Below are 12,973 nucleotides of genomic sequence, written 5' to 3'. Positions count from 1 at the left end.
TTGGCCGGGTGCACGCCGGACGCGGACAGAACGATGGCATGCGCGTCGTCATCGTCACCGAATCCTTTCCGCCCGAGGTCAACGGAGTCGCCCACAGCGTGCTGCGGACGGCCGAGCACCTGGCCCGCCGGGGCCACCAGCCCCTCGTCGTCACCCCCGCCCCCGCGCGCGGTGCCGAGTGCCCGCCGCACACCTTCGGCGGCGCCGGGGAGGTGGAGCTGCCGGTGGTCCGCATCCCGTCGGTGCCCCTGCCCGGGTACCCGCAGGTGCGGATCGCGCTGCCGAGCCGGCACCTGGCGGCAGCCGTCGCCGGACACCGGCCCGACATCGTGCACCTGGCCAGCCCGTTCGTGCTCGGCGCCCGCGGGATGCAGGTCGCGACCCGGCTCGGCGTGCCCGCCGTCGCCGTCTACCAGACCGACCTCGCCGGGTACGCGCACGCCTACCGGGCCGGGCGGGGCCTCGGGGAGGCCGCCGCCTGGCGGCGGATCCGCGCCGTCCACCGGGCGGCCGCCCGGACCCTGGCGCCCTCCACCCCCGCCGCGCAGGACCTCACCGCGCACGGCGTGCCCCGGGTGCAGCTGTGGCCGCGCGGAGTCGACTCGGCGCGCTTCCACCCCCGCCACCGGGACGAGGCGCTGCACCGGGCGCTCGCCCCGGGCGGCGAGGTGCTCGTCGGGTACGTCGGGCGACTGGCCCCCGAGAAGCGGGTCGACCTGCTGACCGCCGCCTCCGCACTGCCGGGCGTGCGGGTGGTGGTGATCGGGGACGGACCGTCCGCGCCCGGGCTGCGGGCCTCGATGCCGGGCGCGGTCTTCCTCGGCCGCCGCACGGGTGAGGAACTCGCCCGCTGCTTCGCGACCCTGGACGTGTTCGTGCACACCGGCCCGCTGGAGACCTTCTGCCAGACCATCCAGGAGGCGATGGCCAGCGGGGTACCCGTGGTCGGCCCCGCCGCCGGCGGCCCGCTGGACCTGGTCGCACACCACCGGACCGGCCTGCTGGTGCCGCCGCGGGACGGCGCCGCCGTCGCCCGGGCCGTCGCCGAACTGGCCGCCGACCCCTCCAGACGGGCCGCCTACGGGCGGGCCGGGCGGGCCGAGGTCACCGCTCGGACCTGGGAGGCCGTCGGCGACCTGCTGCTGCGGCACTACGCGGAGGTGCTCGCCGAGCACCACGGCGTGCCGCTGCCCCCGGTCGTGGACTCCCCGGCGGCGACCGCGCCGGCCGTGCTCGCGGAGGAGCTGCCGGCATGACCACCCCGTTCGACCCGACCGGCGAGGGCGGCCCGGGCGGCCGCGAGGCGCTGACCATCGTGCGGCTCGCCAACTTCGTCACCCCGGTCTCCGGCGGGCTGCGCACCGCGCTGCGCCACCTCGGCGCCGGCTACCTGGCCGCCGGACACCGGCCGGTGCTCGTCGTGCCCGGCGAACGGCGCCACGAACAGCAGACCGAGCAGGGCCTCGTCGTCACCCTGCCCGGACCGGTCCTGCCGGCCAGCGGCGGCTACCGGGTGCTCACCGACCGACGCGCCGTCGCCGCCGAACTCACCCGGCTGAAGCCCGACCGGCTGGAGGTCTCCGACCGCACCACGCTGCGCTGGACCGGCGACTGGGCACGCCGGCACGGCGTCCGCTCGGTGATGGTCTCGCACGAGAGCGCCGCCGGCGTCCTGCGCACGTGGGGGCTGCCCCGGCCGCTCGCCGACATCGCCGCGGACCGGCTCAACGCGGCCACCGCACGCGCCTACGACGCGGTGCTGTGCACCACCGGGTGGGCGGCCGCCGAGTTCCGCCGGATCGGCGTGCCCAACCTGGTCCGCGCCCCGCTCGGCGTGGACCTGACGGCACTGCAGCCCCTGCCACCGGCCGCCCGCGCGGCCGAGCGGGCCCGCTACGCCGAACCGGACCAGCCGCTGCTGGTGCTCTGCTCCCGGCTCTCCGCCGAGAAGCGGCCCGAGCGGGCGATCGAGGCCCTCGCCGCGCTCCGGGCCCGCCGGGTGCCCGCCGTCCTGGCCGTGGCCGGCGCCGGACCGTTGCGCGAGCGCCTGGCCGGCCGGGCCGACCGGCTGCGGTTGCCGGTGCGCTTCCTCGGGCACCTCGACCGACGGGAGGCGCTGGCCCGGCTGCTGGGCTGCGCGGACGTGGTGCTCGCACCCGGCCCGGTGGAGACCTTCGGGCTGGCGGCGATGGAGGCCCTGGCCTGCGGCACTCCGGTGGTGGTCAGCCGTTCCTCCGCGCTGCCCGCGCTGGTCGGCCGGGCCGGGGTGGCGGCCGCGGACACCGGCGCCGGCTTCGCCTCGGCGGTGCGCAAGGTGCTGGCCCGTCCGGAGGAGGCACGGCGGTCCGCGGCCCGGGCGCAGGCCGAACGGTACGGCTGGCCGGCGGCGGTGGAGGCCTTCCTGGCGGCCCACGGGGTACCGGGCCGCGGCGTGGCGGAGGAGGGGCGGGATGGACGTGCTCGGCACCGGGCCTGACCGGGCTCCGGGCAGCCGGGCGGTGGAGAGGCCCGTGGCGGACGGCCCGGCCGTGGACGGGGGGCGATCGGCTGCCGGTCGGCCGGTGGTCCGGTTCGTCGCGCTCGGGGACTCGTTGACGGAGGGCGTCGGGGACCCGGTCGCCGGGGGCTGGCGCGGCTGGGCCGCCGTCCTGGCGCGCTCCCTGGCACCCGAGGGCCAGGACGTCGAGTTCACCAACCTGGCGGCCAGCGGGGCGCTCACCGCGGACCTGACGACCCGCCAACTACCCGCCGCGCTCGCGCTGCGCCCGGCGGTCGCGGCCGTGGTGGTCGGCGGCAACGACACGCTGCGAGCGGGCTTCGACATCCGCCGCACCGCCCTGGAGCTGGACTCCACGCTGGGCGAGCTCTCCGCCCACGGCGCCGTCCTGCTCACCGCCTGCCTGCCCGACCCGGGCACCCTGCTCCGGCTGCCCGCGCCGCTCGCCCGACCGCTGGCGCGGCGGATGCAGGCCGTCAACACCGTGGTGCACGCCCTGTCCGCGCGTCACCGGGCGGTCCACCTGCACCTCGCCGACCTGCCCTGGTGCGCTCGGCGCCACCTGCTGAGCGCCGACCGGCTGCACCCCAGCGCCGAGGGCCACCACCTCATCGCCCACCGCTTCCACGCCCGGCTGGCCTCCCTCGGACGCCCGCTCGGGCCCCCGCCCGCCACCGCTCCCGCCGAACCTCCGCCCGGCCGTGCCGCGGACCTCTGGTGGATGGCCACCCGGGGCACCCGCTGGGTCGCCGCCCGCAGCGCCGACCTCCTGCCGGGTCTGCTCGCCCTCGCCGCCGTCGAGGGCGCCGCCCGGCTGCGGGGCACGAGCGGACGGCACGACGAGCAGATGGCCCGGGCGACCGCCCAGGCGCTGGCCTCCCTGGGGTGACGCCCGGGGGCTCCGGCGGCCCCACCGGTCCGACGGCCCCGGACGGACCCGCGGTCGTGTGGACGGGTGGCTCTCGTGGATCGGGCGGATCGGGCCGGCCGCGCCGGACACTGACGAGTGATCAGCAGGGGTGTGGGGCGGGAACCGCGCGGGTACCGGTGGGAGTCGTCGCAAGGACACGGCGGTACGGATCGGGCGAGGCGGAGGGAGCGCTGGTGGAGGCGTCACCGGGGAGCGCGCGGGAGTTGCTGGCAGCGGCGGGAGTACTGTTCCCGGACGACCGGGGGCGGGTGCTGGTGGTGCGCCTGCCCTACGACCGGAGGCACCCGGTGGCGATCCCGGGCGGCGGGTGGGAGCCGCAGGACCGTTCGCCGCGGGAGACCGCGGTGCGCGAGGTGGTGGAGGAACTGGGCTTCACCCCCCGGCTCGGGCCCCTGGCCTGCGTGGACTGGACGCTCGACGACTCCCGGCCCCCGATCGCGGCCTACCTGTACTGGGCGGATCCCCTCACCCCCGAACAGGCCGCGGCCTTCACGCCGGATGCGGCGGAGGTCGGCGGCTGGGCCTGGCTGGCCCCGGAGCAGGTGGTCCACGCACTGCCGCCGCGGCTGTCCCGGCGGGTGACGGCCTGCCTGCGGGTGCGCCGGTCGGCCGGTCCGCTGGAGCTGGAGGACAGCAGGCCGGTCGGGCACACCCTCGACCACCTGCCGGCGGACGAACCGCCGCCCGCCTACACCGGGCTCGCCGCGGCGCCCGCACTGGCGGCGCCGCCGGGGCCGTCCCAGTCGTCCCAGCCGTCCCTGTCGTCCCAGCCGCCGATGGACCGGGACACCTACATCGCCACCCGTCCGCGGATCCGGGCCAAGGCGCGGGCGCTGTTCACCGACGGCTCCGGCCGGGTGCTGCTGGTCCGCCTGCGGCCGTGGGACGGACCGCGGGGCCGGGAGGAGTACTGGACGCTGCCCGGCGGCGGGGTCGAGGCCGCCCGGGAGATGCCGCGGGCCGCGGCGCGGCGCGAGATCCTCGAGGAGCTGGGCTGGGAGGTCGAGCCGGGCCGGCTGCTGGCGGTCGACTGGCAACCGGGGGCGGCCGCCGACGCCCTGGCCGGCCCGGCGAGCGGGCGGGACACCGCCGTACTGGTGTACGTGTTCGACGGCGGCGTGGTGACGGAGCGGATGCTCGACTCGATCGCATTGCAGGAGGAGGAGCTGGTGGAGTGGCGGCTCTGCGACCCGGCTGAGGCGAGGGCCCTGCTGAACGAGCACTCCTGGGCCCGTACGGCCGCCTCGCTCGCGGCCAGGGAACGGGCGGGCGGGCCCGTCGAGCTGGTCCGCGGGCAGCCGACCGGGTAGTCGGGCCGCCCCGGGGGCTCACGGGTTCCGGTTCGGATCCCCCGAGTCCGGGGCCCGGGGCCCCCGGATTCCGGTCCGGTGGGCACGTCGACGGCGGAGCTGTGGGCACGGGCGGACAGGCGCCGGGCCGGTGGGCCACACTGGGGGCATGCAGAACGCGATCACGGAGGTGCTGGCCGGCCGCCGGGTGGAGTCGGTCAGCGGCGGCGTCCGACTGGACCTCGCCTTCGACGGGCGGGTGTCCGTCCGGGTGGCGCACGAGTTCCGCTTCGCGGCGCCGTCCTTCGCCGCCCCCGCGGAGGTCGAGCACTTCTTCCCGGCGCTGACCTTCCGCCCGACCCCACCCCTGCTGGCGCTCGTCGGGCGGACCGTCGAGAGCGCCGCGATCACGCTGGCCGGCGGGCTGGAACTGGGCTTCGCGGAGGGCGGCGCGCTGTCCGTCCCGCCGCACGCGCGGCTCGCGCCGTGGAGCGTGGTGACCGCCGACGGCTCGGTGTGCGCGGGGCTGCCGGGCGGCGAGGTCAGCTGGACCGCGCCCGGCGGGGCCTGAGCCGCCGCCGGGCGTCGCCGGGACCGGACCGGTCCCGGCCGGGACCGGGTGGTCCTGTTCCCGTCCGGGCGATCCGGTCGCCGTCCCGAGGCCCGGTCGGCGTCCGGACGATCCGGTGGGCGTCCGGACGATCCGGTGGGCGGTCGTCAGACCTCCAGATCGGCCTCGACCTTGGTGAGCTGGTGGCGGGCCATCGCGAGGTTGGCGCGCCCCTTGTCCAGGGCGAGGTAGAGGAAGAGGCCCTTGCCGGTACGTCCGGTGAGCGGGCGGATCAGGTGGTACTGGGTACTGAGCGTGATCAGGATGTCCTCGATCCCGTCTCCGCCCAGTCCGAGCATGTCCATCGTGCGCATCTTGGCGCGCACCACGTCGGTGTTCCCGGCGGCGGCCACGTTGAGGTCCAGCCCGCCGGGGCCGTCGAGGGTCGCGAGCGCCATGCCGCTGTTGTAGTCGACGAGGGCGGCGCCGATGGCGCCTTCGATGGCGGTCATGGCCTGCTTGAGGGCGCCTGCTGCGTCGGTCATCTGGGTACTCCCGTTCGGTGGTTGGGTGGTTCTCGGTCGTCGGGTGGTTCTCGGTGGTTCGGTTCTCTGACGGTTCTCGGGGTGGGTCTCAGGGCGGGCCAGGGTCCGGACGGCCCCGGCCGGACCGGGTCCGCCGTTCAGCCGGGCTCGCGGGGGTCCTTCGGCAGGAGGGCCTCGTTGAGCAGTCCGGCGATCCGCTGGGCGGAACGGCGCGCCTCCAGGTGCAACCGACCGACGTTGACGTCCGGGTGCGCCAGGAGGGTCAGGACGCAGCTGCCACCGGCCGCGTAGGTGGCGACGTAGCCGTGCTCCCCGCGCACCAGCGACTCGCGGAAGTCGCCCTGGCCGGTGCTGTCGGCGAGCCGTTGGGCCAGTGACAGCGAGGCCGCGGTCATCGCGGCCAGGCCGGTGGGTTCCGTTCCGTGGGTGTCGTGCGCGACCAGCAGACCGTCCACGCTGGCGACCAGGCCTCCCGCGAGGTGCGGGACGCGATGCTTGACGGCGCGGAGTTCGGCGAGCAGCTCGGTCTCCAAGGCGATCAGTTGTCTCCTTCCGACACGCTGCTTGAGCGCCCGCCTCATGGCCGGGACGGCGGGGTCGCGGGCGGAGCGTCGTTCAAAGTCGGGCCTCCAGAAGGGTTCGGACCCGGGTCAGCAGCGCGATGTCCGGGTCGGGGACGGTCAGCGGGTGGGCCGCTGCCGTTGTCGGCGGGTGGGCGGGACGGTCGGCCGCCACGGACCCGGGGGGCGTGGCACCGGGGAGGATGCCGACGCCGGTGAGGGTGGCGCCGGGAACCCTGCGGTGCAGGCCTCCGGACCGGCGCGGCGGTGATGGCGCCTCGGGTGCCGGGAGGGGCGGCACGGTCGGCGCCCCGACGGGCGGTGGAGCGAGTGGTGCGGCGAGCGGTGGAGCGGGTGGCGAAGCCAGGGGCGGTGAAGCGAGCGGTGGTGAAGCGAGCGGTGGCGCGAGCGGTCCGGCCTGGGAGGGTGCGGGCGGGAACACGGCTGGGGCGGCGGGTGCGACACCGGCCCGTACCCCGAGTGGGGCGGCGAGCGGCACCCCGGGCGCCCCGGGTGGCGCGGCCCTCGGCGCCGCGTGCCGCGGGACGTCGAGCAGGCCGGCGTCGAGCAGTCCCGCGGCGGCCAGTCGGCGGACGTCCGCCGTCACGCCGAAGCCTGACCTGCCGAGCAGTCGGGCCAGGTCCGCCGGGGTTCTTCGGCCGTCGGCGTGGTCGAGCAGCTCGCGCTGGCGGCGACCGGGCGGGCGCCGGTGGGCGTGGAAGCCCGCTACGGCGGGCCGGACGGGGGCGGTGTCCAGCCGCCCCCACGGCCAGATCTGTTCCAGCAGCCCGCTCCGGCGGTCGACCTCGCGGCGCAGCCGGTCGGCGTCGACCTCCGCCACCGGGCCGAGCCAGTGCCGCGCCTCGTGCTCGAACCGCCAGGTGCCACCGGCCTGGTCGGCGAGGACGAAGAAGGCGGCGTCGAAGAGCGTGCCGAGGTGGCCGAGTTCGAGCTCCCCGCGGCCGATCAGGCCACGGTCGACCATCGCCTCGCCGACCCGGGCGTGCGGACCGTGGGCGCGGAGCAGCTCCGCCCAGTCCGCGGGCGCGATCCGGCCGCAGCCGGTGAGCAGGTCGGCCAGCCCCGGGGCCCGGGGTGAGTCGGCGTGGGTCACCCGGCCGTCCACGAGGTGCAGACTGCCGAGCGGGCCGTGCAGTGCGCCGGTGGCTCGGCGGGTGGCGAGCAGGCCGAGGGCCTCGCCCGGGGTCTGCGGCGGGGCGGACGGCGGGAGGGTGACGGGCTCCGCGATCGGCGTCGCGGCGGGCGTGGTGGAGGTCGTGCCGGGCCCCGCGGCGGGCACGGGTTCGGGTGCTGCGGGTGCGGCGGTGGAACCGGTGGCGGGATCGGTGGTGGGTGCGGCGTTCATGCGGACCACCGCCCGGGAGTCTGCCGGCGCCCGGCGGGATGCCCGTGCCCGGCGGGCTGCTGGTGCCCGGGGACGTGCCGCTGCCGGGGGACGTGCGCCCGGTGTGCCGACCGGAAGCCGCCGGCCCTCGTGGGTGTCGGGCTCACCCGAGCACCAGCTCCTCGGCGAGGCCCTGGAGGCGGTAGCGGGCGGCCGCGAGGTTGCCCTCCGCCCGGTCCAGCCAGAGGTGGAGGACGAGACGGCTGTCGAAGACGGTGTCGATGAAGCAGATCAGGTGGTAACTGCGGCCGGCAGTGACGATGATGTCCTGGAGCGGCGACCGCCGCTCCTCCGCCCCGGTGAAGGTCTGACTCTCAACCGTCGCCCGCACCAGGTCGGTTGCCTCGGCGGCGGCGGTCTCGTGGTCGCCGGCCGGGCATTCGCCGAGACCGCCGAGCGCAAGTCCGCTGCTCCAGTCGACCAGACTCGCGGAGCGGGCTCCAGTGATCGCCATCGCTCCGGCGAGGCATTCGTCGATACCCGGCACACCGGCTCCTTCGCGGGGGTCTGGGCGGCCGGGCGCAGCGCGACTCGGCCGGATTCGCCACCAGCAGTGGCGGGTTCGACACGGAAGGCTACTGCCGGATTGCATATGACGAACATTCCAATGGCATATTCACATCATTGGCAGTTACTTCCAGCCAAGGTATGACGGTGCGTCACCAGCCCGTGACAGTAGAACCGGCTGGCCCTGACGTTGCCACCCGCCGTCGCCCACCGGCCACCAGGAACGGGACCTTGGCTGATAACCGGCTGAGCAACAGGGTTTCGGCCACCGAAATGCGATAAAGGGGCCCGGCCGAGACCGGCACCGCGAACAGGCCGCGAACGGGCCGCGAACGGGCGCCGAACGGGTGGCGATCGGACGTCGGGTGAAGGGCGAACGGGCGGCGAACCGACCCCGCGGGAGACCGGCCCGCCGGACCCGGGCCACCGGGAACCGGGCTCAGACGGTCGGGACCCGCAGCCTGGCGATCGGGATCCGCCGGACCGACCCCGGGTAGGCGGGCTCCGGACGGACGGGCCCCGCCGGCCCCCGGACATGACGAAGGGGCCCGTTCCGCTGGACGGAACGGGCCCCTTCGGGTGGAGCGCCAGGCCCGGGTTGCACGGACTCTCCCTACTGAAAGTAGGACGTGCTCTGGTAGCACCGCTGACGCCTGCTCGAGAGATCGTTTCCTCTCGACGGGAAGAACACTAGCAGGTCATCGGCCCTGCTCGGAAACCGGGCGAGGCGGCCTGAAGCGAGCTGGACATGCGGGCGGTGGAGCGGCGGAGGGGGTCTGCGGTGCGTCCCGGAGCGGCCCGGAGCAGTCAGGCCCGACCGACCGCCTGAGCGACCGTCCGGTCGACGTCCTCCGGCCCCGCCGCCTCCCGACCGGCAGCCCGGGTAGCGACGCCCTGCCCGGCCGACTGGCCGACCGGCTGGCCGATACCCTGCCCGACCGGCTGGCCGACCGCCCGGGCGAGCAGCCGGTAGGAGTCGAGCAGTGCGGCGCGGTCGTAGGTACTGGTGGTCACCAGGAACTCGTCCGCGCCGCTGCGCGCCATCAGGGCGGCGAGTTCGGCGACGGCCTGCTCCGGGGTGCCCGCGATGTGCCCCTTCAGCGACTGCTCGTAGGCGGCGCGCTCGCGCGCTCCCATCGACAGGGCCGCGATCTCGGCGGCCGGGGCCAGCGGCGGGAACTCGCCGTGGGTGCGGGAGTACGCACCGGCCCAGGCCTCCGGGACCAGCAGCTCCCGCGCGCTCTCCGCCGTCCCGGCGACGGCGACCGTGCCCGCGATCACCACGTAGGGCTGCGCCGCCTGCGCCGAGGGACGGAACCCGGCGCGGTACCGGTCGATCGCCGCGAGCATCCGCTCCTCCCCTCGCGTGGCGGCGACGACCAGCGGCAGCCCGGCGTCGGCGGCCATGTCGGCGCCGGCGCCGGTGGCCAGGACGAAGGCCGGCACCCTCAGGCCCTCGGCCGGCCGGGCGTGGACGCCGCGGTGCACCTGCTGCGAACCGTCGAAGTAGCCGAGCAGCTCGACAAGTTGGGCCCCGAAGTCGTCCGCTGCGTCCTTCTCCCGGCCCAGGGCCCGGCGCACTCCGTCGGTGAACCCGACCGACCGGCCGAGGCCCATGTCGATCCGGCCCGGGAAGAGCGAGGCCAGCACGCCGAACTGTTCGGCCACCACCATCGGCCGGTGGTTGGGCAGCATCACTCCGCCCGTGCCGACCCGGATCCGGGTGGTGGCCGCCGCCACCGCCGCGGCGAGCACCGTCGGCGCGGACCCGGCCACTCCGGGCACGCCGTGGTGCTCGGAGACCCAGAACCGGTGGTAGCCCAGCTGCTCCGCCTCCTGGGCGAAGGCCACCGTGTCCCGCAGCGCCTGCGCCGGCTCCTCGCCCTGTCTCGTCCGGGACCGGTCGAGCACGGAGAGCCGGATCGCGGGCGTCGCGCCCGCGTCGGCCGCTGGTCCGCCCGTCGCGGGTGCCCTGGTCCCTGGTGCGCTGGTCACGTCCGTGGAGAACACCGCCGCCGAGCGCCGGCATTCCCCGGCGGACCGGCGTCACCCGCGGGCGCCGGGTATGCGCCCGCGCCGACTGCCCGGCCGGCGACGGCCCCAGGGCTTGAACACGGAGAGCACCACCGCGAAGAGGTAGAGCGCCAGCGCGACGGACGGGACGATCACCGTGTTGAGACGGACGAACCCGAGGTCCGCCGCCGAGATCGGACCGGTCGGGTGTGCGTCCACCACGCGCACGGCGTCGTGCAGCCGGGCGCTGAGGGCGATCAGCGAGGCGGCCGCCGCCGCGAGGGTCAGCCAGAACTTCGCGCTCACCCAGTAGTAGCGGAACAGCCCCCAGGAGGTGCCGAGCCCCAGCACCACCCCGCTGACCAGGGTGGCCAGGCTCAGCGGGAGGATCAGCGCGTCGCCGAGCATCCCCATCGCCCGGTACGCCGACCGCAACCGGTCGGCGTCCTCCGTGGCCAGTGCCGTCACCGCCAGGGTGAGCAGGCAGAGCATCAGGGCCAGCCAGCTCACCGAGGCGACGACGTGCACGACGACCAGGCTCTTGCGCGCCCTGGGCGGCAGCGTGCCGCCGGGCGGCCGCCGTCGGGCGGGGCGGGCGGGACTCGGCTCCGCGGCCGGTGCGGTGGACGGGCGCACGGGTGCCTCCTTCGGGTCGGGGCCGCGGCCGGGCCGCGGCGGCATCACCGCCGTGCGGCGAGGACGGGCCCAGACTCTCCGCTCCGCCCCTCATCGGGCATCTGCCACCGGAAGTAACCCCGACTACTCCCGAGCGAGTACCCGACCCGGCCCGAGAGCACCCGCACCCCTCCCTCCGAGGTACCCGGCGACCTCCCCCGGCCGTACCCGGAAGCCGGGGAACCCCAAAGCCGGGGAACCGGGAAGCCGGGAAGCCGGGAAGCCGGGGAACCGGGAAGCCGGGAAGCCGGGGTCGCGGAAAGCCGCGACCCCGGACCACCCCGGCCACCCCGGCCACCCCGGCCACCCCGCCCGCCCCGTCAGTCCGTCACGCCGAACCCCCGCGCCGATCCCAGGCGGCGCAGCGAGTCCCGCCCCGGGATCCCGTCCGCGTCCGCGTCCGCGTACCCGCAGCGCCGCTGCCACCCGGCGTAGGCGGCGACCGTCCGACTCCCGAACGAGCCGTCCACCCAGCGCTGTTCGAGCAGCCCCTCGTCCGCCAGGGCCTGCTCGACGATCGCCGCCTCGGCCCCGTAACTGCGGTGCCCCTGCTCGGCGCCGGGATCGGTCCGGGCGGCCGCGACGACGTGCGCCAGCGACACCGACCGGGGCCCGGGCAGGTAGCCGAGCAGCCGCCGCAGCGAGCCCTCCCCCGGGACGCCGTCCGCGGCCTGCCCGCTGTAGCCGAGGCTCCGCTGGTAGTCCGCGTAGTTCTCGGTGTCCGCGTCCGTCCAGTTCGGGCCGGGCCCGGAGCGGTAGTGGGAGCCGGAGCCCTGGGCGACGAGCGCCCGGCCGACGGCGGTGACCTGGTAGCCCTCGGCGCCGTAGCCGTAGGGCAGCCCGTTGATGCTGACCTGGTAGCGGGGCGGGGCCGGCTCGTCCGGGGGAGCCGGGTGCTGCTGCGAGGGCGGGGAGCCCGGGGATCCCGAGCCCGCCGTGAGGTCGGGCCAGGAGCCGGGGTCGCTGTGGTCGTTGAACGGCACGTGCGCGTGGGCGTACCACCCGCCGCGGGTCTCCCACACCTGCTCGTCGCGGTGGTCGGTGAAGTCGGTCGGCCGGCCCATCGGCCAGGTGTCGGGCACGCCCCACGAGCCGATCCAGGCGTGCAGCCGGTCCCAGCCGGCGCACGGGGTGTCGACCAGCCGCGGGTAGACGGCGCCCCGGTAGCGGCAGTACGGGAAGAACACCGCCTCGATCTGGATGACGACCCGGCCGGCGCGGTTGGTGCGGGTCGGGCTCTCCGGCGGGCTGAGCAGGCTCTTCGAGCGGGAGTCGGCCGGGAACAGCTGGGCCGTCCGCCCGCTGAAGGGGTCCCAGACCAGGTGCGGGGCGTTTCCGGCGCCGGCGCCGGTGAAGTAGCCGACGAGGTCTTCGAAGGTGCACCAGTCCTGCGGGGCCGCGGCGGTGGCGTTGCGGTCCCAGGTGATGTGGGCGATGGCCTTCGGGGGGTACTGCTGGTCGGTCGGCGCGTGGTCGCCGAGGTCGTGGATCTCGGCACCGGGCAGCCACAGGTCGGGCATGCGGTCTCCTCCGGACGGCGTAGGGACGTCGTTGCCGGTATCGGCAGGTCCCCGCTCCGGATTGACCCCGATGGCCGAATCCGCGGCCGTGAACCGCCCGGGCCCGCGCGGCCGTTCGACCCGGTGACGGGTATTCGCGCTCCCGTGCGAACCGGGCGCCCGCACGGAGGCGCCGCCGGACCCGCGCCGCGCCGTGCCCGCACGGGCCGGGCCGGGGCGGCGGGGAGCGCCCGGGAGGGCGCGCATTGCACCTCCACCCGGCCCGCCCTGTCAATCGTTGACATCAAAAGTGGTCTAGTCCACGGTAGTCCGCAGACCGGACGGACCGGGGTGGCACCCCGACGCCCGACGCGCGGGGGCCTCGCGAACTCGCCTGCCGCCAGGGCGAGTCGGGCGGCAGGACGGAAGCCGTCCGGCGGCGCCTGCGACGACCACCGGCGCACCCACCCCGCCGCCGCGGCAACGACCCTGACGACCAACG

General features: G+C 76.4%; 12 protein-coding genes. 5 read left to right on the top strand and 7 right to left on the bottom strand.

Annotated features, from left to right (window positions below; genetic code table 11):
- Positions 1 to 38: 38 nt before the first annotated feature.
- From ACFYUY_RS25505 to ACFYUY_RS25485, 5 genes are all read left to right on the top strand, one after another.
- The gene (locus tag ACFYUY_RS25505; protein WP_360211382.1) at positions 39 to 1,256 is read left to right on the top strand and encodes a glycosyltransferase family 1 protein; all 1,218 of its coding nucleotides are present in this window, start codon (positions 39 to 41) and stop codon (positions 1,254 to 1,256) included.
- Positions 1,253 to 2,476 (top strand): glycosyltransferase, encoded by a 1,224-nt coding sequence (locus tag ACFYUY_RS25500; RefSeq protein ID WP_387903958.1) that lies wholly within the window; start codon positions 1,253 to 1,255, stop codon positions 2,474 to 2,476. Before ACFYUY_RS25505 ends, ACFYUY_RS25500 begins: the two co-directional genes overlap by 4 nt.
- Positions 2,451 to 3,386, top strand: coding sequence for an SGNH/GDSL hydrolase family protein (locus ACFYUY_RS25495; protein ID WP_387903956.1), 936 nt, complete (start codon positions 2,451 to 2,453; stop codon positions 3,384 to 3,386). The genes ACFYUY_RS25500 and ACFYUY_RS25495 overlap by 26 nt, the downstream gene beginning before the upstream one ends.
- A gap of 215 nt (positions 3,387 to 3,601) precedes the next feature.
- Positions 3,602 to 4,738 carry an NUDIX domain-containing protein gene (locus ACFYUY_RS25490; RefSeq protein ID WP_387903954.1) on the top strand — a complete coding sequence of 379 codons (1,137 nt, stop codon included), beginning with the start codon at positions 3,602 to 3,604 and terminating at the stop codon, positions 4,736 to 4,738.
- A gap of 148 nt (positions 4,739 to 4,886) precedes the next feature.
- On the top strand, positions 4,887 to 5,288 hold the full coding sequence (locus tag ACFYUY_RS25485) for a DUF6188 family protein (protein ID WP_360211390.1): 402 nt from the start codon (positions 4,887 to 4,889) through the stop codon (positions 5,286 to 5,288).
- A gap of 146 nt (positions 5,289 to 5,434) precedes the next feature.
- Here ACFYUY_RS25485 and ACFYUY_RS25480 read toward each other — a convergent pair whose 3' ends face one another.
- The 7 genes from ACFYUY_RS25480 to ACFYUY_RS25450 form a co-directional block, all read right to left on the bottom strand.
- On the bottom strand, positions 5,435 to 5,812 hold the full coding sequence (locus ACFYUY_RS25480) for a hypothetical protein (protein WP_360211392.1): 378 nt from the start codon (positions 5,810 to 5,812) through the stop codon (positions 5,435 to 5,437).
- Between the two features lie 137 nt (positions 5,813 to 5,949).
- On the bottom strand, positions 5,950 to 6,345 hold the full coding sequence (locus ACFYUY_RS25475) for a roadblock/LC7 domain-containing protein (protein WP_360211394.1): 396 nt from the start codon (positions 6,343 to 6,345) through the stop codon (positions 5,950 to 5,952).
- 82 nt (positions 6,346 to 6,427) lie between these two features.
- Positions 6,428 to 7,738 (bottom strand): hypothetical protein, encoded by a 1,311-nt coding sequence (locus ACFYUY_RS25470; protein WP_387903951.1) that lies wholly within the window; start codon positions 7,736 to 7,738, stop codon positions 6,428 to 6,430.
- A 142-nt stretch (positions 7,739 to 7,880) separates the two neighbouring features.
- Complete coding sequence (locus ACFYUY_RS25465) at positions 7,881 to 8,264, bottom strand: hypothetical protein (protein WP_360211398.1); 384 nt, start codon at positions 8,262 to 8,264, stop codon at positions 7,881 to 7,883.
- 827 nt (positions 8,265 to 9,091) lie between these two features.
- Entirely contained in the window at positions 9,092 to 10,207 is a 1,116-nt protein-coding gene (locus ACFYUY_RS25460) for an MsnO8 family LLM class oxidoreductase (protein WP_387904076.1), read from the bottom strand.
- A gap of 123 nt (positions 10,208 to 10,330) precedes the next feature.
- Positions 10,331 to 10,933 carry a DUF2269 domain-containing protein gene (locus ACFYUY_RS25455; protein WP_387903948.1) on the bottom strand — a complete coding sequence of 201 codons (603 nt, stop codon included), beginning with the start codon at positions 10,931 to 10,933 and terminating at the stop codon, positions 10,331 to 10,333.
- A 359-nt stretch (positions 10,934 to 11,292) separates the two neighbouring features.
- Complete coding sequence (locus ACFYUY_RS25450; RefSeq protein ID WP_360211402.1) at positions 11,293 to 12,492, bottom strand: peptidoglycan-binding protein; 1,200 nt, start codon at positions 12,490 to 12,492, stop codon at positions 11,293 to 11,295.
- Positions 12,493 to 12,973 lie beyond the last annotated feature (481 nt).

It is taken from the genome of Kitasatospora sp. NPDC004745 (genome assembly GCF_042873275.1).
Lineage (GTDB): Bacteria > Actinomycetota > Actinomycetes > Streptomycetales > Streptomycetaceae > Kitasatospora.
The sequence above is the reverse complement of the archived record's forward strand: the minus strand, read 5'-3'. Positions and strand labels throughout refer to the sequence as shown.